This window comes from Nitrospira sp., from assembly GCA_029194675.1.
GTDB lineage: Bacteria > Nitrospirota > Nitrospiria > Nitrospirales > Nitrospiraceae > Nitrospira_D.
In genome coordinates this window covers 164847-184447 of the sequence record JARFXP010000001.1, presented here as the reverse complement: position 1 = coordinate 184447, position 19601 = coordinate 164847, and the positions used below count along the sequence as shown (strand labels likewise).

Annotated in this window: 21 protein-coding genes; 16 read left to right on the top strand and 5 right to left on the bottom strand. The window is 56.3% G+C overall.

The window, feature by feature from the left end; all coding sequences use genetic code 11:
• Positions 1 to 17: 17 nt before the first annotated feature.
• Positions 18 to 1007, top strand: a complete 990-nt coding sequence (locus P0120_00845) for a Gfo/Idh/MocA family oxidoreductase (protein ID MDF0672877.1) — start codon at positions 18 to 20, stop codon at positions 1005 to 1007.
• Between the two features lie 13 nt (positions 1008 to 1020).
• On the opposite strand, the gene P0120_00840 is transcribed toward P0120_00845, so the two are convergent.
• Entirely contained in the window at positions 1021 to 1257 is a 237-nt protein-coding gene (locus tag P0120_00840) for an Lrp/AsnC ligand binding domain-containing protein (GenBank protein MDF0672876.1), read from the bottom strand.
• A 154-nt stretch (positions 1258 to 1411) separates the two neighbouring features.
• Positions 1412 to 1852: a hypothetical protein gene (locus P0120_00835; GenBank protein MDF0672875.1), complete on the bottom strand. Its 441-nt coding sequence runs from the start codon at positions 1850 to 1852 to the stop codon at positions 1412 to 1414.
• 341 nt (positions 1853 to 2193) lie between these two features.
• Between P0120_00835 and P0120_00830 the strand changes: the two genes are divergently transcribed.
• The 9 genes from P0120_00830 to P0120_00790 all read left to right on the top strand — a co-directional run bounded on the left by P0120_00830 (position 2194) and on the right by P0120_00790 (position 8904).
• On the top strand, positions 2194 to 3723 hold the full coding sequence (locus tag P0120_00830) for a YifB family Mg chelatase-like AAA ATPase (protein MDF0672874.1): 1530 nt from the start codon (positions 2194 to 2196) through the stop codon (positions 3721 to 3723).
• 7 nt (positions 3724 to 3730) lie between these two features.
• Positions 3731 to 3943: a hypothetical protein gene (locus tag P0120_00825; protein ID MDF0672873.1), complete on the top strand. Its 213-nt coding sequence runs from the start codon at positions 3731 to 3733 to the stop codon at positions 3941 to 3943.
• A gap of 366 nt (positions 3944 to 4309) precedes the next feature.
• Positions 4310 to 5293, top strand: coding sequence for a WYL domain-containing protein (locus P0120_00820; protein ID MDF0672872.1), 984 nt, complete (start codon positions 4310 to 4312; stop codon positions 5291 to 5293).
• Positions 5294 to 5433: 140 nt separating this feature from the next.
• Positions 5434 to 5793: a hypothetical protein gene (locus P0120_00815; GenBank protein MDF0672871.1), complete on the top strand. Its 360-nt coding sequence runs from the start codon at positions 5434 to 5436 to the stop codon at positions 5791 to 5793.
• A 185-nt stretch (positions 5794 to 5978) separates the two neighbouring features.
• Complete coding sequence (locus tag P0120_00810) at positions 5979 to 6488, top strand: hypothetical protein (protein MDF0672870.1); 510 nt, start codon at positions 5979 to 5981, stop codon at positions 6486 to 6488.
• On the top strand, positions 6475 to 6681 hold the full coding sequence (locus P0120_00805; GenBank protein MDF0672869.1) for a hypothetical protein: 207 nt from the start codon (positions 6475 to 6477) through the stop codon (positions 6679 to 6681). The genes P0120_00810 and P0120_00805 overlap by 14 nt, the downstream gene beginning before the upstream one ends.
• A 59-nt stretch (positions 6682 to 6740) precedes the next feature.
• Positions 6741 to 6875: a hypothetical protein gene (locus P0120_00800; protein ID MDF0672868.1), complete on the top strand. Its 135-nt coding sequence runs from the start codon at positions 6741 to 6743 to the stop codon at positions 6873 to 6875.
• Complete coding sequence (gene cas3u / locus P0120_00795) at positions 6872 to 7834, top strand: type I-U CRISPR-associated helicase/endonuclease Cas3 (protein ID MDF0672867.1); 963 nt, start codon at positions 6872 to 6874, stop codon at positions 7832 to 7834. The genes P0120_00800 and cas3u overlap by 4 nt, the downstream gene beginning before the upstream one ends.
• Positions 7835 to 8184: 350 nt before the next feature.
• Complete coding sequence (locus P0120_00790; protein MDF0672866.1) at positions 8185 to 8904, top strand: DUF3313 domain-containing protein; 720 nt, start codon at positions 8185 to 8187, stop codon at positions 8902 to 8904.
• 193 nt (positions 8905 to 9097) lie between these two features.
• Here the strand turns inward: P0120_00790 and P0120_00785 are convergent, their stop codons facing one another.
• A complete protein-coding gene (locus P0120_00785) occupies positions 9098 to 9670 on the bottom strand; it encodes a Uma2 family endonuclease (GenBank protein MDF0672865.1) in 573 nt (190 codons plus the stop codon).
• Positions 9671 to 9966: 296 nt separating this feature from the next.
• On the opposite strand from P0120_00785, the gene P0120_00780 reads away from it, so the two are divergent.
• On the top strand, positions 9967 to 10392 hold the full coding sequence (locus P0120_00780) for a hypothetical protein (GenBank protein ID MDF0672864.1): 426 nt from the start codon (positions 9967 to 9969) through the stop codon (positions 10390 to 10392).
• Here P0120_00780 and clpB read toward each other — a convergent pair.
• Complete coding sequence (clpB, locus tag P0120_00775; GenBank protein MDF0672863.1) at positions 10382 to 12997, bottom strand: ATP-dependent chaperone ClpB; 2616 nt, start codon at positions 12995 to 12997, stop codon at positions 10382 to 10384. The genes P0120_00780 and clpB overlap by 11 nt on opposite strands.
• 156 nt (positions 12998 to 13153) lie before the next feature.
• Here clpB and P0120_00770 point away from each other — a divergent pair, with 156 nt between their 5' ends.
• The 5 genes from P0120_00770 to P0120_00750 all read left to right on the top strand — a co-directional run bounded on the left by P0120_00770 (position 13154) and on the right by P0120_00750 (position 18683).
• Entirely contained in the window at positions 13154 to 13984 is an 831-nt protein-coding gene (locus P0120_00770; protein MDF0672862.1) for a hypothetical protein, read from the top strand.
• 180 nt (positions 13985 to 14164) lie between these two features.
• The gene (locus P0120_00765) at positions 14165 to 15640 is read left to right on the top strand and encodes an ATP-binding protein (protein MDF0672861.1); all 1476 of its coding nucleotides are present in this window, start codon (positions 14165 to 14167) and stop codon (positions 15638 to 15640) included.
• Positions 15641 to 15657: 17 nt separating this feature from the next.
• Positions 15658 to 16422, top strand: coding sequence for a hypothetical protein (locus P0120_00760; GenBank protein ID MDF0672860.1), 765 nt, complete (start codon positions 15658 to 15660; stop codon positions 16420 to 16422).
• 25 nt (positions 16423 to 16447) lie between these two features.
• The gene (locus P0120_00755) at positions 16448 to 17866 is read left to right on the top strand and encodes a sigma-54 dependent transcriptional regulator (GenBank protein ID MDF0672859.1); all 1419 of its coding nucleotides are present in this window, start codon (positions 16448 to 16450) and stop codon (positions 17864 to 17866) included.
• 226 nt (positions 17867 to 18092) lie between these two features.
• Positions 18093 to 18683: a hypothetical protein gene (locus P0120_00750; protein ID MDF0672858.1), complete on the top strand. Its 591-nt coding sequence runs from the start codon at positions 18093 to 18095 to the stop codon at positions 18681 to 18683.
• A 51-nt stretch (positions 18684 to 18734) separates the two neighbouring features.
• Here P0120_00750 and P0120_00745 read toward each other — a convergent pair whose 3' ends face one another.
• Positions 18735 to 19181 carry a hypothetical protein gene (locus P0120_00745; GenBank protein MDF0672857.1) on the bottom strand — a complete coding sequence of 149 codons (447 nt, stop codon included), beginning with the start codon at positions 19179 to 19181 and terminating at the stop codon, positions 18735 to 18737.
• Between the last annotated feature and the right edge of the window lie 420 nt (positions 19182 to 19601).

Sequence of the window (19601 nt, the reverse complement as noted above, 5' to 3'; positions counted from 1 at the left end):
TCAGTCGTGAGGGACTCGTGAATCAGGGTCGCATTGGTGTAGGGTTGATCGGGGTGGGCAGGCATGGGCTTCGGTATGCGCAGCACATCGTGCGCGACCTCCCGGCTGCTTTTCTGAGTGCGGTCTGCCGTCGACATCCTGAGCAAGGGTTCGATGTTCCCGGAGCCCCACCGGTCAAGATCTATGGGGAGGCCCTGTCGCTGATCGCCGACCCCATGGTCGACGTGGTCATCGTTGTCACTCCTCCCATATTCTCTCTGGAGATCTGTCGGTTGGCGGTCCAGGCCCGCAAACCCATCCTGATTGAAAAACCGTTGGGGACCACTTCGTCCGATGCTTATGCGATGGTTGCCTTAGCTCGTGAAGCTGCTGTGCCGTTGATGACGGCGCAGACCCTCCGATACGACAATACGATTCAGCACATGAAGCTGCTCCAACCTTGTATCGGGCGTTCGCAACAACTGAACTTACTGTTCCACATTGAGGTACGACAAACAGCTCCCGACCATGTCGCGGGTTATGGGGGGCGGGGTGCGCTGCTGGAAATCGGTGTTCACATGCTCGACCTGGTTCGGTTCATGATCGGTGGAGAGGTACAAGACGTGCGGTGCACGATGGACCAGCACCCCCCACATGCGCCGGAAACGAGAGCCTCGGTTGATCTCACCACGATCGGGGGGACGACCTGCCGGATAGAAGTCGCACGAGTCTTAGGGGCGCGTGCCGGTCGAGCGATATGGATTGGTTCACAGGGGTGCGTGGAAGCCGACTGGATGCAACGTCGAATTCGCTGTGTGGATGATGCCGGTGTTGAGACGATGAATGCCACCCCTCCTCCGTCCCAGACCGTTCTTGCCACTCTCACGGCCTTTTTGCAGGCGGTGGCAAACAATGGCTCAATGCCCATCACGGGGGAGGATGGGTGTCGTGCCGTGGAAATCGCCGATGCCTGTTACCTGTCGGCGCAGGCGGGAGGCAAGCCGGTCACCCTTCCTCTTTCACACTAAGGTTCCGCGCACACTAAGGTTCCGCGACGATGTGGGTATCCGTCTCTTCCACGCCGTCGATCGCATGGATCTTCGTGATGACGACATCGGAGAGTGCCCGTTCATCCTGGACGCTGATAAAGACAAAAATATCCGGACGGCCGAAGCAGGAGTGAGCCTGTTCCACGCCGGGTATTTGTTTCAGCGCGCCGACCACCTCCTTGGTCTTTCCCGTTTTCACTTTAATGAGAATGTAGGCTCTTGTCGCCATGTGTCCCTCCTTGTAGGTTCGGTCGTTCGTAAAATCCGCTTCGTCGCGAGGCGAGCGTGATACGTAGTGTGTAGTTGGGAATACGTAAGATGTAGAACATTCATATCTTTGTCGTGGTTGCGGGATGCAAGATACGCTTCACGAGATACACGATTCACCGTCCCGCCGCCCCCGGCATCGTCTTTCGATGGTGATCAAAGACCTCTTCAAAACGTTGCCCTCGCGCGGTGAGCGCCGACCGGCCCTCTCGTACGAGCTGCATGAATCGCTTGAAATCGTCGACCGATAGGTTGAATTGTCCAAAACCGGTTGCCAGCCGCTCCAGCTCTTCCGCAGAAGTACGCTGGTCCGCGTCCGCGAGCGCTTCCAATATTTCCGCGGTCCATCCGCTTGCACGAAATCGTTCGAGAAGGAGAGTGGCTTCCTCGCCGTACTTGCCGCCAACGGCATCGCGCAGAAAACCCTGTACCGACGCATCGGTGCTCTTACTAAACGCGGATTGGAACTGGATCACGGACTTGATGACGCGATCGGCTTCTTTGGTGCCCTCCGGTGGAAGCACCTGTGCTTGTTCGAGCGTCGCGAGAACTGCCATGGCCGACCCGACAACAGGGGATGCGCTTCTTGCGTGTTGCGCCGGAATCCCGGGGATTCGGCTCGCCGCGGAGGATGGAGAAATGCTGGCCACGACGGAAAAAATCAGTATAGATAGCGGAATGAAAGCGATGAGCAGGCAAGGCGACCGGTTGGATCGTAACCGATTCGAAGCGATGGCTCCCTCCGGGCGAAACCAGAGGCACATGGGCGGATTATACAGAGTCGGTGAGAATGGTGCTAGAGAAGATCCCGCAGCCGGTTGCTCTATTGAAATCCCCTAAGAGACTTCCTATAATCACCCGGTTTGGCCGCGGTCTAGAGTAGAAAGGCAGTATTTTCATGCTTGCCAAGGTTGCGAGCGCGGCACTCGTCGGGCTGGATGCCCATCTCGTCGATGTCGAAGTCGATATCGCCGGCGGCCTGCCGCAGTTCTCGGTTGTCGGGTTGCCTGACGCGACCGTCAAGGAAAGTCGCGACCGTGTGCGCTCCGCGCTGAAAAACACCGGGTTTCACTTTCCTGCCAAGCGAATTACCGTGAATCTGGCTCCCGCCGGGGTCAAAAAAGAGGGCTCGGGGCTCGATCTCGCCATCGCTGTCGGGATTCTCGTCGCCGAAGATGTCATCCCTCAGGCCATGCTGGAAAAGCGTGTCTTGATCGGAGAACTGTCTTTAGACGGTCGGGTGAAATCGATCACCGGGGCCCTATCGTTTGCGCTCGCTTGCCGGTCCGGATACGAGTTGTTACTGCCCGCCGATAACGGCCCCGAAGCCGCGCTGGTGGAAGGAGTGAGCGCCTACCCGATCCGCAGTCTTCCGGAAGCTGTGGAGTTTCTCAAGGGAAGTCAACGCATTGTTCCAACTTGCTCAAACCAAGATTTGCTGGAATCAGCCAGGACGGCGGAGGATGAAGACTATTCAGACGTTCGAGGGCAGGAGCATGCGAAGCGCGCACTCGAAGTCGCGGCAGCCGGCGGGCATAACGTGCTGATGGTCGGTCCGCCTGGTTCCGGCAAGACGATGTTGGCACGGAGGCTTCCCTCGATCCTTCCGTTGTTGGAATTGCAAGAGGCGATTGAAACGACGCGCGTCCATAGCGTGGCCGGGCAACTGACTCCGGATCGGCCCTTGCTGGCGGTACGCCCGTTCCGAGCTCCTCATCACAGTATCTCGGATGCCGGGCTGGTGGGAGGGGGCACCGTTCCAAAGCCTGGGGAGGTCTCACTGGCGCATAACGGCGTGCTGTTTCTGGATGAGTCACCCGAGTTCAAACGGGGCGTGCTTGAGGGATTGCGGCAACCGTTGGAAGATGGACATGTGATCTTGACCAGAGCGAGCGGAACCCTGAAATATCCTGCTCGCTTCATGTTGATTGCCGCGATGAATCCTTGTCCTTGCGGATATTATGGGGATCGAACCAGGCCCTGTATTTGTACCGGCACTCAGATTCGTCGGTATCGCTCGAAACTCTCCGGGCCGCTGCTCGATCGGCTGGATATTCACCTGGACGTGCCGCCTGTTCCGGTGCGCGAACTACGCACCGAACTCCCTGCTCCCGAAGGATCGACCTCGATCAGATCACGTGTCATGGCGGCCCGCGAGCGCCAACGGCGGCGGTACCGAAGCGACGGCATCTACACGAATGCCCAGTTGAAGCCGCGGATGGTAAAGCGGTATTGTGGCCTGGGTCAACCAGCCCAAGACTTGCTTGAACAAGCGATGGCCAGGCTCCGACTGTCGGCGCGGGCGCATGGTCGCATCCTGCGCGTCGCTCGCACCATTGCCGACTTAGCTGACGCTGATAAGATTGAGGCCGTCCACATCGCGGAGGCTATTCAATATCGTTCATTCGACCGCAATCCTGACGTGTGAGGCTTCAGTGGCATCGGTAAAAGTGTTTCTCTGGTGGTTTGTCGTGGGAGCGACGATGGCCCTGGCCGTTATCATGGTGCAAGGCGGCATCAGAGAAGTCATGCAGGCTCAAGGGTCCGTCTGGGAACTGAAACTCGTCGAGGTGCTGACCACCATCATGGGCGGAGGATTGCTGGGAGGCTGTGTCGCGTTGATTCTGAATCGGATTAAAAAGTCTTAGCAGGATGCTGAAAAAGTCCGCCAGCGGCGTTCTCGTATCGCTCAGAGGCTCAACGTACCGAAGCGTACGCCTCGCTTCTTCGCTCGCTGCGGCCTTGCTGGACAGCCTTTTTGAGCATCCTGAAGGTATTCTGGCGTTGGCACCGAACGGACACTTCCGGCTATATTTTCGGCATCAACCGAGTTTTCCACCTGTTAAGACATAAGCGCTCCTTAACTCACCTCCGTACAGATTCTTCATGATCCGTTCCCTGCCATCCACTCGCAAATCAAAGCATTCCTTCATTCTTATCGCCTTATCGTGATACGAAGGAGAGGCAATCTCCACTGAGTGCTGTGTAGTTCCTGCTGGTCGAGAGAGTAACCGATGCCGCGCAATGATCAAGTGACCAGGCAGTGGCATGTGCTTCGATTGCTGGAATCGCCGCGCGGCGTGACGCTGGATGAACTGCGCAAGCGGCTGCCCGCCGACTATAGTCGCCATGCCCGGACGGTCAGGCGCGATCTGGAGGCGCTCGAGTCAGCCGGATTTCCTCTCATCAGTGAACAGATCGACGGCTCTGTACGATGGCGCCTTATGGATGGAGTGCGTCAGGCTCCGGCCTTGTCGTTGTCGCCGACTGAACTGATGGCGCTGGTGATGAGCCGGGCGCTCCTCAAGCCGTTGGCAGGCACGCACATTCAGGCAGCCCTGGATTCGGCCATGGCGAAAGCTTCGAGCCTTCTGCCTCCAGTATCGCTCGACTATATGCAACGAGTCCAGAATGTGTTTGCAGTCGGCCTTGGCCCGCACAAGACCTACAAGCAACATCGAGAGACCATTGATCGGCTCACCCAAGCGGTCGACAAGCACCGGACCGTGCAAGTGCGCTATTTCTCGGCCTCTCGTACCCGCATGACCAGGCGCGAGATCGATCCCTACCGGCTCTGGTACGCGTCAGGCGGACTCTACCTGATCGGCTACTGCCACCTCCGCAAAGAACCGCGCATGTTCGCCGTCGAGCGGATCACATCCGTCACGCTGACCGATCATCCCTATCAATTACCGCTCGGCTTCGATTTGGATGCGTTCGTGCAGGATGCGTTGACCGTCATGCGCGGCCCGCGGATCGAGGTGGAACTTCTGTTCGATAAACCGACTGCTGCCTGGGTGAAGGACCGTGTCTGGCATCCCAGCCAGCGGCTCCTGCATCTGAGCCGAGGGCGGCTGCGAATGACCTTGTCCCTTGCCGAGACCCGGGAACTGCTCGGCTGGATTCTGAGTTTCGGCAGCGGTGTGACGGTAATCCGGCCTGAGACCCTGCGGAAAGCCGTGAGGGAGGAAGCGAAAAGGATCTGGACCGATGAGTGATCTCCCAACTTGTTTCACCAAACAGACCAGAGAGACCAGATAGACGAGACAGACCAGACCGACCTTCTTCGAGGAGTGACCTCGGATGTCACAGTCCTGTGTGACAATGCGGCATGATCACGTTGCACAGGGAGGTGGCCATGCGATATGCGACAGGATTCACAGCGGTGATCACGATGCTCCTGTGGACGGCTGTCAGCCACGGCGAGCCAGGCTTCGATCCACGCTACGAGCGGGACTATAACATCTTCAACCCTGTCACAAAGTACCAGCCGGACAATCCGCTCAATCCCGTCAACGCTTACGCGCCGGATAACCCGTTCAATCCCGTAAACCGGTACGATCCCGGCAATCCGACCAACCCGATCAACCAATACAACCCAAATAATCCGTTCAATCCAGTGAATCGCTATCGACCGGACAACCCATTGAACCCGGTGAACAAATTTAATCCCGCCGTGCCGTTCGCACCGTTGGGCGGCGGGGGAATGGAGAAATGAAGGCGAGCTATTTCTTCAGCCACCGGACGGTGATGAGGTGCTCGACCTTAGAATCGTGCGCCGAGCGCATGATTGGCCTCCACAAGAAATCCAGCCTTTTAGCGCTAGCCCTATTGGAAACGGTTGGTCTTTGCGCTACAAAGCATGCGCCGCCTATATGTGGCTGAAGGAAAGGAAGTTGCATCGTGAGATTGGCTAGTTTTGAAACCATTGTTCGCGCGCTAAACGAGGCCGGGGTGCGGTATCTCGTCGCCGGTGGGCTTGCGGTGAACGCCCATGGGTATCTGCGCTTTACGAAGGACGCCGATTTTGTTGTCCAATTGATACCGGACAATATCAAACGAACGTTTGCCGCTCTGGCGTCACTTGGCTACAAACCACTGGTACCGGTCACGGCGGAGCAATTTGCCGATCGAGCCACGCGCGAGGGCTGGATACGCGAGAAGAACATGCAAGTGTTGCAACTTTGGAGCGATCGTCACCGGGAGACATCGATCGATATATTCGTGCAGGAACCCTTCCCGTTTGAGGAGGAGTATGCCAACGCGCTGATCAAACCTCTGTATGGGGCCATTGATGTGCGTTTTGTCAGCATCCCCACGCTGATCAAGATGAAGGAGGTCGCGGGCCGGGAGCAGGATAGGATAGATATCGAACACTTGCGCATGAGGTTGGAAGACGATGCCGGACAATGAATCACACACACCAGAATTCGACTGGCGCCTGACCACCTTCGAAGGCGCGCGCCGTGAACAACTACGCCGCTGGGCGCAATTGCCGCTGGAACAGATTCTACTGGCCATCGAGGAAATGGAGGACATTACTCAATTGCTCGCCTCGACTCCTAGTCGAGACGGCGAATCTCCGGATGAAAAACATAGGCTGTGAATGAGCAAGGGGCGTCAGGAAGCGGGAGATGATGAAGTCCAAAGCATAGGACAATCCACATGAACAATCGAGACGCATTTGTACGCTGGTTCGAGCAAGCGACAGGCCATGAGCCTTACCCATTCCAGATTCGTTTCGCCTGTGCCCCGACACTGCCTGAATTGGTAGATGTGCCGACGGGAGAACTCGAATGATCAAATTTGAAGAAGCTTTCAAGATTCTGACGGACACGGGGGGGTCGTTTCCTTGGCAGAGAGAGCTGTACGAGAAGTGGTTTAGTGATGGAAAGTTTCCCTCTTCGTGCAACTTGCCGACCGGCTTAGGCAAGACATCAGTCATCGCCATATGGCTCATTGCCCTGATGAACCAGCCTGAGAAAATGCCACGCCGCCTGGTCTATGTCGTAAACCGGCGGACTGTGGTTGATCAGACGACCAGTGAAGTCGAGAAAATCCGCAGAAACTTGCCGAAGCTGAAGAATGTACCGGTTCATGCTCAGCAGCTGGCGATCAGTACCTTGCGCGGTCAGTTTGCTGACAACCGGGAATGGTCGGCTGATCCTTCTCGACCAGCGGTGATCTGCGGCACGGTGGACATGATCGGAAGCCGGCTGCTCTTCAACGGCTATGGGATTGGATTCAAGTCAAAGCCGCTGCATGCTGGGTTTCTTGGACAGGATGTACTGCTCGTGCATGACGAGGCCCATTTGGAACCTGCCTTTCAGAGTTTGCTCGTCGCGATTGAAAAGGAACAAAGGGAAGGCGAGCGATCGGAACAAATGCCTTGGGCCAAGCTCAGTGTGATGGAGATGACTGCAACATTACGTGAAGATGAAACGGATGAGCAGCGAAAGAAATCGTTTGAACTAACCGTTGATGAAAAGAATCCACCAGGCGTTATTCCTGATCCGCCGACTAAATCGATCCATCATGTGTGGCGTCGGCAGAAGGCGAAGAAAGCGCTTAAGCTGCATCCGGAAAGAAGTAAAGGGGTCGGATACCTTTGTCTGGGAAGCAACACTCGATTCAGTAATGCTATCCAAATCTACTTTTACTTCTCGTGGGGCCTGCGCCTGTTCTGTCAATCCCTCCGCACATCCGCTACAATGCCGGCATCAGAAAGGCTGGCCTCGATGCGTCCGGTGTTGTTCTGAGGCGCCACGTTGACCTTTGGCACTCCCGTGAATGGTCCTACCGCGTTGAGCTGGTCGAGCCACTTCGGCTTCGGCGAGTTTGTGGCGGTCGATGAGGGAGCATGGCTACACCGGTATCTGCAGGAGTAGACGGAAGCCGACTGAAGACCATTGTCGATCGGTTGCGTCAGGACTATGGAGCAGAGCGGGTCATTCTTTTTGGATCGACGGCACGCCGGCTCCAGCCGCCGCCGCGTTGCCGACACCGTCGTCACCGGCGTAAGGGGGAGGAGCGTTTCACAGAAAGATTATCCCACTGCGTCGGCAGAAAACATTGCACAGGATCATCGTCATTGTTAAGGAGGTGTCCGATGGTTGCATTGTCCCGTGTCGCATTGCTCATCATGGTGGCCCTGCTGGTCGGGTGTGCGTCGACCAAGCAAGGGAGGTCGATGGAAAGATCCGGCTTTCTTGGCGATCTGTACCCACTGATGCAGAAAGGCAAGGAGGGAGAGGCGCTCCTGGTGTACAAGAGTCCGCGCGTGGCCCTCATCCCACGCGGCACATACAAGAAGCTGCTCTTGGAACCGGTTACCATGTGGGGGCCGCCGGCTGCGGAGCATAAGACCGCTCCACAGAAGGAGCTCCAGGCGGTGGCCGACATGTTGTACGGCCTGATGTACGAGAGTTTGTCGAAAGATTACGAGATGGTTTCGGTGCCGGGGCCGAATACTCTGCGTATTCAAGCGGCCATCACGCGGGCTGATCAGTCCTATGTCGTCCTGCGCGCCGTCTCCACGATCCCCGCTCCGATGAATTACGTCGCCCTTGCCTCGTTCCTGAAGGACCTCGGGACCGGAAAGCCTCTCTTTGTCGGAGAAGCCAGCATCGAGGGGAAGATTGTGGATGCTCAAACGGGTGAAGTCCTTGGCGCTTCCGCCGACCGCCGGGTCGGCAAGAGGCATCTGGATGCTCATTCCTTCGACTCTTGGGACGATGTGCATCAGACCTTAGCATTCTGGGCGGAGCAGGTGCGGTATCGACTGTGCCAGGAGCGAGGCGGATCCAACTGTACGCCGCCGAAGGAGTGAGGGATGGTACCGCCCTCGGGTGAATTCTGCTTATGAGACGGCGTTGATTCCGTTTTGCGAAGGAGGTTTTCCCTTGCTGCGGTTCAAGATCATGTTGCGAAGAGTGTCCCTTGCGTAGGGGTGGAGGTGACGAACGGATGTCAAATGATTGAAACGATCAGGTTCAAAAAACCTGCAAGCCTATCGCTTGACCTTACGGGAGCAAATCCGCGACGGCGACTGTGGTTGTGGTGGCGGCCAGTGGAGCAATGCTGTCGGAAAGAGTGAGCTGCTGGGATGAGCGGTACACACTTGCTTGACCGGGAACAGCCACCGGATCTCGGTACACTTCCAGACAACGCTCGGCGAGGTTGACGATCCAGTAGTCTGGGATACTTGCGCGTGCGTAGATGGCGCGCTTGCGGTCTCGGTCCAATGAAATGGTGGTATCGGACACTTCGACGACAAGCAACGCCGACCGTGGGTGTTCGTCGCGGTAGTCGTCAGGCGTTCCAGGAACGACCGCCAGGTCCGGCTCCGGTTCTGAATCAGGGTCGACGATGAGCGGCATTTGCACTCGCACCCAAACGTTCGATCCGAAGAGACGTTCGAGTGCCCGTTCTGTTTTTCCGATGGCTGATGCATGTGGACTGTTTTGGGGAGTCATCGTGAGGATATCACCCTCAATTAATTGGACGCGATCATCCTGACTGAAAATCCCCACCTCGGCCATACGGTCGTATTCCCGGCGGGTCCAGCGCTTTATGTGTACGGCGGGAGCAGCCATAGTTTGCCTCGCTTCGGCTGAGGGCGAGTCTAACAAAGCACCACTCTGATCACAAGCTACCGACTCCGTCTAGCGGGCTGCGGAAAACCCCTCCGTTCATCCTTCGAGAGCCTCAGGACGAACGGAGCGGTCATTGAATATACTGAGCTTTCCGTTCGTGCTGAGCCTGTCGAAGCACGCAAATCGAGTTTTTCCGCAGTCTGCTAGAAAGATTGTTGTGGGATAGGATTGAAAATGAGGGAGCTTCAGGGATACAAAGGACGGCTGAAGGACTACTACATTGAGGCGCAAGGAACATGGATATCGAAATCGGCTCCAATCTCTACCGCAATTCTAACGGCACCATCGAAGTCGAAGGTGTGCCGCAAGTCCAACTGGCCCGACATCCTTCAACCGGGGATCTCCTGGTGACTTTTGCGCTGTTTGACGCGAACGGCCGAATGCTGGCGAAGGTGGTGGACAGCACCATGATGTTCAATGAACGGCGCGCCTATGAATTGACGAAGACGAACCAAAGCGTGGCAATGAAAGAAACCGAGTCCGGTAAAATTCTTCTCCATGTCGAAGTGAAGGCCTCCGACGTAATTTCTTTGTCGCGAGGAGAGTTTCACACGATGAAAGGCCGCCTGCTGCACGTCTCGCCGACGGAGTGGAAGCTTGAGAAGCAGCAGAAGAGCGGGCTTACTCAAGACACCGACGGAGGCGCTGTGTCTATCGGTTAGGCGAAGCCGCCGGCTCGGTCGTCGTCGGCACCACGATCAGGTCTCCGTTTTTCATATCCACCGACGCCGTCTCACCATCCCGCAACTCTCCCTTCACCAGCAACCTCGCGATCGGTGTTTCCAATTCCTGCTGAATGAGGCGCTTGAGCGGTCGTGCGCCGTAGACCGGGTCATAGCCGCGTTCGCCCAGGTGACTGATCGCGTCAGGGGTGAGTGTCAGGGTAATCCGCCGTTCGGCCAATCGATTGCGGAGACGCTCCAGCTGAATTTCCACGATCTTGATCAAGTGCTCGGTGCCGAGGGGGTGAAACACCACGAGTTCATCGACCCGGTTCAAGAACTCTGGGCGAAAATGTTGACGCAGTTCGCCCATGACGACCGTTCTGACCTGCTCATACGATGCGCCTCGTTGTTGCGCTTCGAGAATGTGCGGGCTGCCGATATTGGAGGTCATGATCAACACGGTGTTCTTGAAATCGACCGTGCGGCCTTGTGAATCGGTCAGTCGCCCATCGTCCAGCACTTGCAACAAGACATTGAAGACATCGTGGTGCGCCTTTTCGATCTCATCGAACAGGATCACCGAGAATGGGCGCCGTCGAACGGCTTCGGTGAGTTGACCGCCTTCTTCGTAGCCGATGTAGCCGGGAGGCGCGCCGATGAGGCGGGCGACCGTGTGCTTTTCCATATATTCAGACATGTCGATTCTGATCAGATTTCCTTCGTCGTCGAACAGAATTGCGGCCAGCGCACGGGCCAATTCTGTTTTCCCGACCCCGGTTGGGCCGAGGAACAGAAATGAACCGATCGGACGATTGGGATCTTTGATACCAGACCGGGCACGAAGCACGGCGTCTGCGACGGCTCGAACGGCTTCATCTTGTCCTACGACACGTTGATGCAACAGTTCCTCGAGTTTCAACAGTTTGTCGGTTTCCCCTTCGAGCAAACGAGAGACGGGAATACCGGTCCACCGACTGACCACGGCGGCAATCTCGTCTTCATCAACCTCTTCCTTCAGCAGTTTTGTCTCGTCCTGTTTCTTCCCTAACTGCTGTTGTTCCAGCTCCAATTCCCGCTCAAGCCGAGGCAGCTCTCCGTACCGCAGTTCAGCCACCCGATTGAGGTCATAGGCCCGCTCGGCTTGATCGATCTTCAGTTTGACGTCTTCGATCGCCTCACGGGTTTTGCGAAGGCGTGAGACCGAGGTCTTTTCAGATTCCCATCTGGTTTTCAGGGTCTGCAGGTCGCGTTGCTTTTCGTTCAGCTCGGTCTCGATAGCGGCCAAGCGGGCGGTGCTCGCCGGATCCGTTTCTTTTTTCAAGGCTTCCCGCTCAATTTCCAGCTGGAGCACCTTGCGTGAAACTTCATCCAGCTCAGCCGGAAGGCTGTCGATTTCGGTCCTGAGCCGCGCGGCGGCCTCATCGACCAAGTCGATGGCTTTATCCGGAAGAAACCGATCGGAAATGTATCGATGCGACAATTTCGCCGCCGCGACCAGTGCGCTGTCCTTGATCCGCACGCCATGGTGGACCTCATACCGCTCTTTGAGGCCGCGCAAAATGGAAATGGTGTTCTCCACGGACGGCTGGTCGACCAGGACCGTCTGGAAGCGACGTTCCAAAGCGGCATCTTTTTCGATGTGTTTCCGGTACTCGTCGAGCGTCGTGGCGCCGATGAGGTGCAATTCGCCCCTCGCCAGCATCGGTTTCAACAGATTGGCCGCGTCCATCGCGCCTTCAGCCGCTCCGGCACCGACCACCGTATGCAATTCATCGATGAACAGCAGAATTTGACCTTGGGAGGATTGAATCTCCTTGAGCACGGCTTTGAGTCGCTCCTCGAACTCGCCTCGAAATTTGGCCCCAGCGACAAGTGAGCCCATGTCCAACGCGAAGAGCTTCTTCTGTTTGAGACCTTCGGGAACATCCCCTTTGACGATACGAATCGCCAGTCCTTCCACGATCGCGGTTTTTCCGACCCCCGGTTCGCCGATGAGCACAGGGTTGTTCTTCGTTCGACGGGAGAGAATCTGAATCACACGCCTAATTTCGTCGTCGCGACCAATGACGGGGTCGAGCTTGCCTTGTCCCGCCAATTGGGTCAGATCACGTCCGTATTTCACCAGCGACTGATAGGTACTTTCTGGATCCTGACTGGTGACACGCTGATTGCCGCGCACCTGTTGCAATCCGGACAAGAGACGGTCCCTGGTGAGTCCCAGTTTCTTGAGCACTCCTCCTTCCTGAACCATGGCCAACAGCACATGCTCGACGCTGAGAAAATCGTCCTTGAGGGATTTCTGTTCGTCCTCTGCACGATTGAGGGCCTGGGTCAGGCGGGTGGCGATGTGCATTTGGCCGGGAGCAGCCCCGGAGCCTTGCACTTGCGGCAGCTTTGCCAAGGCTTGTTCGACCGCTTGCCGAACCGCAGGCAGGGCAAGACCGGCCCCTTCGAGCAGCGCAGGAGTCGTTCCACCTTCTTGGTCGAGCAGCGCCAACAGGAGGTGCTCGACATCGATGCCCTGATGGCTTCTTCGCTGCGCATGCGCAGAGGCGGACTGGAGTGCCTCTTGCAACTTGATCGTCATTCGGTTCACATCCATGATGACTCACTCCTGAAAAGAGTATGTGTTGATGCAGCATGTGATAATCATCAGGTCGGGGCAAGTCAACCAAGAATCCATAGAATCCGTTTTTCCGTTTCCATGCGCGACTAGTTCTTGACCTCTTGCTCAATCCCGATTAGGGTACGCACCGGCATGGGCAACCTTGTTTCAGCCACGCTTCAGCTGTATCGGCATGTCCTGTATGCGACATGGCGTTCGTTCGCTCGAAGTTGGGTGACCATAGTGGCTCTCATCGCATTCGCCTTCCTGTTTTTGGGAACGTCACGGATCGCCGCTCCATTGGGAATAGGAGGCGGGTTCATACTCGGCATCGTCAACGCATTGTTGGTGGGCGCGACTCTCCGGCTGATCGAGCAGTCTCTCAGTGGGGCGAGGTCCATTCAATTCAGGGATGTGACCGAGAGTTTTGGGCATTATTTCTGGGACGTGATCGGCGTGGGATTCGTGCTGTGGCTGCCGACGATGCTGCTCGATATGGGGATGCAAGCGAATCCATATGGACAGTTTCTCTTGTCGGCGTTTCTGCTTCTGGTCTTCATTCTCTTGAATCCGGCGCCGGAGGTGATTTATCAAGTCCGCCATGATTCAACGCTGAACGTGTTCAAGACCTCCTATGAGTTTGTGTTGGAGCATTGGGTCGAGTGGTTCCTCCCGTTCGCGATTCTCATCTTGCCGGTGGTGCTTTCACCGAGCGGGTTGCAGGAATTTTTTGTGCTTTCCGGCCGTGTGGGTCGGGGAGCGGGCCTCGACTTTTTCCAAATCCTCATGCTGCCGCTCACGGCGATCGGGGGGTGGTTATCCTACGTGGGCTTGGATTCCGAAGGGCAAGGGTTTATTCTTCTACTCCTGACTCCGCCGATGGCCATGGCAATTTTGCTGTTCCGCGGCCACCTTTTTGCCTCGCTCCGTGGGTCGTCCAGACGGCAACGTCTATTTTCTCACCAGTTTGGCGCCAGGCAGTAGGGGTGAAGCGGGATAGGCTGGCACCGAGGCTCATGTCATTACATGCGTACCCGTGCCGGCTCGAGACACTTCTTGAGCTGTTGATGGTCCTTGGCTTGTGATCGGACCTGAAATAGTGTATGGGTTAGCCTACACCTGAGCTTGTTCCATCACGATGTGGTGCGGAGAAGGTGCAGACTCGTGGAACTTTCGATCTTTTGGCGGTTGGTGATGACCTCCCTCGTCATTATTACAGTCATGGGAGGAGTCAATATTTACGCCCTCCTTCAGCTTCGGCAGTTGACAGCAATGAGTACCCAGATGGCGTCCTACCATTATCCGGCTGCTGAATCCGCGAAGAGGCTGTTGGGTTCGCTCTATGCCCAATTGAATAGTGAAAAGAAATATCTTGCGACCAGAGATCACACCTTTCTGACGAACCTGACTGAAGAGGTCGATGAGTTTAAGCGCAGTCTTCAATTGCTACGAGATCAGGAAAGCTCTCCACAGGGGCTCAAACTGCTCCAAGAGACGGACGAACTGCTGAAGGAGCAGCTTCAGTTGTTTCAGAATGAATTGCAGATCGCCAAGGGGAAGATCCGTCAGCCTACTCCCGAGTATGAAACCCGACGCGATGGCCTGATGGATCGCATGTCCGCTTCGATCCAGGGCTATGTCGATCTACACGAGGCTCGAGTGAGTGTCGGGGTGACGGAATCCCGAGCAAGCGCCGCCCAAGCAGAGGCCGTCACAGAGCAACTTGTCTTGGTGGCGTTGGTGTTTGGCTTGGGGCTTGCCGGTATCGCCAGCTATACGATTTTGCGTCCGCTCCGGCAGCTGCAAGGGCACATCAAACAGATCGGGCAAGGAAACCTCGGGGCGTCCCTTCAAATCAAAGCTCCTGCGGAGTTACGCGAGTTAGTCGATACCGTAAATTGGATGGGCAAGAAGCTGCAGGACATAGACGATATGAAAACGGATTTCCTCGCGCACGTGTCTCACGAACTGCGTACCCCAATGGCCTCGATTCAAGAAGGCACGCACCTCCTGCTCGATGAGATTCCAGGTCCGCTGGTACAGGAGCAGCGAACAATCCTTCGGATCATGGCCGACAGCAGCAAGCGGCTGATCCATCTGATCTCCACGATTCTGGATTTATCGAAAATGGAAGCCGGGATGATGGAGTACCGCATTGTCCCGGTGGAACTCCACCGAATCGCTGAAATCTCCATGAATAAGGTTCGTCTGTTGGCGGACTCCAAACATGTGCAACTTATGCTGGATAGTATCGGGGAGCGGACGTGGGTCAAAGCGGACGCCACTCGTCTGGAACAAGTGCTCGACAATTTACTGTCAAACGCTCTGAAATTCAGCCCCGAGGGAGGTGTGGTAAAGGTTCAAATGAAGCCAGACTCACAAGCCGGAGTCCTTGAGGTGACTGTTTCCGATACGGGACCTGGGATCGCTGCGGAGGACCTCCCCCATGTGTTCGAGCGTTTTGTTCAAGGCCGCATGAAGGCGAAGCATACGGCGGGGAGTGGATTGGGCTTGGCGTTGGTGAAGAAGGTGGTTGAGGCTCACGGCGGAAGAATCTGGATCGAAAGTGAGAAAGGCAAGGGGGCGACTGTACGGTTTATCCTACGGTTGGCAAGGCCGGAGAAGGTAGGACAAGTGTGACCAAAAGAGCTCTGTCGATGACAAGAGCCTCCACTATCATCATCAGTTCTATCTACTTGTTGACAGGGTGTGCGGCCTGGACGACGCCACCACCCCGTTCTCATCCCTACTTTTCCGTGGAGTCTCGAGATCTCGAAGTTTTTCAGACGCTTGCAAAGAAACAAGAAAGTTTGGCCTCAAAATGTGGAGCATCGAGCTCCTGCGACCATGTGTACTTTACGCGGGCATTACTCGGGCTCTATGAAAGTCGTGAAGTGGCTGAAAAATATTTTAAAAAAATCGTGACTGTCGCTCCACAGAGCCAACTGGCGGAGTCGAGCAAGGCCTGGCTTCAATTGCTGCAAGAACCTTCTACTCCCGGACCTAAATCCTGGCCGGAGGCGGTGCTTACAGCACCAGCCCTCGCGAAGGCGAGTTCCTCCTCGGCGCTCGTTGCAGATCGTCTGGTGCGGGATTTGCTTGGTCAACAGACGGCGATTCAACAAATTCGTTCATCGAAGGACGGCGATTCTCAGACCGTTGAAGCGTTGCAACGTGAACTCGCCCAACGAGATCAAAAGATTGGGACGTTATCGTCGAAGAAAGATTCGGTCACGAAAGATTCGGCCGCTACGGTTCAAAATCTTCAAAAACAGCTTGCCGAGCGGGACAGAAAGATTGAGGAGCTGTCCACGCAACTTGAGGCGCTGAAACGAATTGATCAGGAGATGCGGGAGAAGGTGCGTCCGATACGTCCACCATTGACCACCGTTCCGGTTCCCGGCCACGAAACGACACCATGACGATCATTAGAAGGGATGGTGCTTTATGGAGCAAGAAAACATTCTCGTAATCGACGATGATGAGGGGCTGCTGCATTTGTTGAAAATGCGTCTGTCCGCGATGGGTTTTGGCGTCACATCTTGTACCACAGGGAAGGATGCGGTCGGAGAGGCGAAGAAAACGATGTTTAACTTAGCGATCACCGACCTGCGTCTTCGCGGGGAAGATGGGTTGGACGTGACCGAAGAGCTCCTCAGGAGTCATCCGGGACTTCCGGTCATCATCCTGACGGCCCATGGGAGTATTCCCAATGCCGTGGAGGCGATGCAACGGGGAGCTTTCGGGTACCTGACGAAGCCGTTTGATGACAAAGAGCTGAAAGCCACGATCGAGAAAGCGCTCGCGCAACAGCGAATGGGCCGAGAGATTCAGCGGCTCAAGTCGCTGGTCAAAGAGCTGTACGGACTCGAAAATGTCGTGGCGCGGAGTCCGGCGATGCAACGGCTCTTCCAGCAAATCGCGCAGGTGGCCGATTCGGATGCGACCATTTTGCTGTTCGGCGAAACCGGAACCGGCAAAGAGGTGATGGCGCGCGTCATCCATACCAACAGCCGGCGCGGGAAGGGGCCTTTCGTGGCAGTCAACTGCGCCGCCATACCCGAAACGCTGTTCGAGAGCGAGTTGTTCGGACATGTGAAGGGCGCCTTCACGAGCGCCCTTGGCGCGAAACGCGGATTGTTTCAATTGGCCAACGGCGGCACGTTGTTCCTCGACGAGATCGGGGAGATGCCGTTGTCCATGCAGGTCAAATTGTTGCGTGCCGTACAGGAGCGAGAGGTTCGAGAAGTGGGGTCGGAGACCTCGGTCAAGGTGGACGTTCGCATCATTGCGGCGACCAATAAGGACCTCGGCGAAGCGGTGAAGAACGGGACGTTCCGCAATGATCTCTACTATCGAATCTCAGTGGTTCCTCTGTTCATTCCACCCCTGCGGGAGCGTCGGGACGATATCCCGTTGTTGGCCCAACACTTCCTCAAACTCAGCGTGAAGCGGGCCAACAAGGAGGTGAAGGGATTCACGCCTGCCGCACTCCATCGGCTTATGGTCAATTCCTGGCCGGGTAACGTGCGCGAGTTGGAAAATGTGGTTGAAAAGGCCGTGGTGATGTCGCGGCAAGATATGCTCACGCCGGACTTGTTGCCGGCGGTCACTGTGTCCCCCGATTCGCCGCTCAAGCCGCTGACAGAGGCCAAAGAAGATTTCGAGCGGACCTATTTGAAAAATGTCCTCCAATTGACGAGCGGAAATATCTCTCGTGCTGCACAGTTTGCCGGGCGGTACCGAGCCGACTTCTACAAGATGTTAAGGAAATATGGTCTTCATCCGTCGACCACGAAAGGAAGGCCGGATTCGGAGATGGAGGAGCTCGAACGCGAAGCGAATATGACTGAAGCGGACCGATAGATCCTCGGCCCCTTTGAGCTGGAAAGAGGCATAGGTGGAATGAAGGAGCTGCGTCTCAGATGGTGCGGCTCTTTGTGTTTCAGGCAGCCCTGTGCCCCACCCCGTCGTATCCTAGAAGCCTGTGGTCCATGTCCGTCACGCCGTGCCTTTTCCATTGCGCTCCCCATCTTCGAACGCCTAGGATATCGATGACTGGTGCCGTCCTGCTGAGAAAGGAGAGGTGCTTATGACGCGAGAGAGGTCGTCCATGCTTGTGCCGGCGGGAGCGTTGATCATGGCCATAACTGCCGCACTATCACCGTCGTCGGTCCTCGGTGAAGGAGGGGCGCGCCGTGACGTAGTCCGTCAGGCAGCCGAATCGACGGGGGCTGAACGGGCCGCACCGTCGTCATTGTCCAAACACGCCACGATCATGAGCCGAGATGGGCAAGTCGTTCGCCAAGGCAGCAATGGATGGACGTGCATGCCCGACAATCCTGGGACGACGGGCACGGATTCGATATGCATGAACGAACCCTGGCTCACCTTCATGGATGCGATGAAGAACAAGAAGGATCCTGTCATCACCCAAGTCGGCATTGCCTATATGCTCCAGGGCGACCGGCCGGTGAGTAATACCGATCCGTATGCGACCGAACCGAAGCCGGGAGATGATTGGGTGGAAGGGGTAGGGGCGCACCTCATGATTCTGGTGCCCGACGCGGAGATGCTGAAAAATGTGCCGACCGATTCAACAAACGGCGGACCATGGGTCATGTGGGCCGGCACTCCCTATGCCCATTTAATGATTCCGATCGATAGTTATCCATCACGGTAGGTCGGGACGGGGGGGCTATTAGGTTTGTAGCATAGGAGTAGGATGCAGGCATCACTCGGCCCGCGGAGTGCCCGTTCCCTGAGTGGCCGGCATCGCTTTCAACATAGATGTACGTTTTCCCAGTGCGACGACATTGAGTATGACCAAGAGGGTGAAGGGCGGGTTAGAAAGAAGATCTTCCGTCTTGTCCAGCAGCGAACTGACGATCTGATACAGGCTGAACAGGACCAGGACTATGTTGAGGCGCCATGCGGTCTGCACAACCCTTAGCGTAGCTGTTGAACCTAATCCACGCCAGGCGTAAGACAGCGAAAGCACGTGAAGCGCAAACACGAGCAACGCGACGGTGAGGAAAGCAGTCAGCGGTACGAAACCTCCCTTCGATAGTCTGCTGATTTCTGCAGAAACTCGGATAGTAGTTCCTAGTACGTACAGCAACAGCATCGCGATGTTGGCAATGCGGAGCAGGCGAATCATCGTATCCATTGAGAAGGTCACAGACATCCTTTCAATTCTACGAACAGCTGATCGGCTGAGAACTTGAGGGCCTCTCCGAAGCCTAGCTCGCGGCTGTTGCTGGGAGGGCCAGACCTCTCACATGCTCCCCAGAATGGGACACATCCCGCAACCTAGTTGACGGTTCGAGACGGAGCTACCGGAGGTGGTTATCAGCCGGCGTCAATTGCGATACTACGATAAAGAGTCGACGGTAAGCATCAGAAAGATATTGAAGGTGCTTATCCAGCGACTCGATCCGATAAGACGATAAATGGCCGCTGGCCTAGCCGAAGGTTGGTAGGGAGCCGGCGAGAGGAATCGAACCGTCCAACCGTCGCCGCTCGGCTCTGAAGCCTGCCTCGCGGCTCCTGCTGAGGGGGCCAGCCCCCTCGCATGCTCCCCACGAAGGGGACACATCCC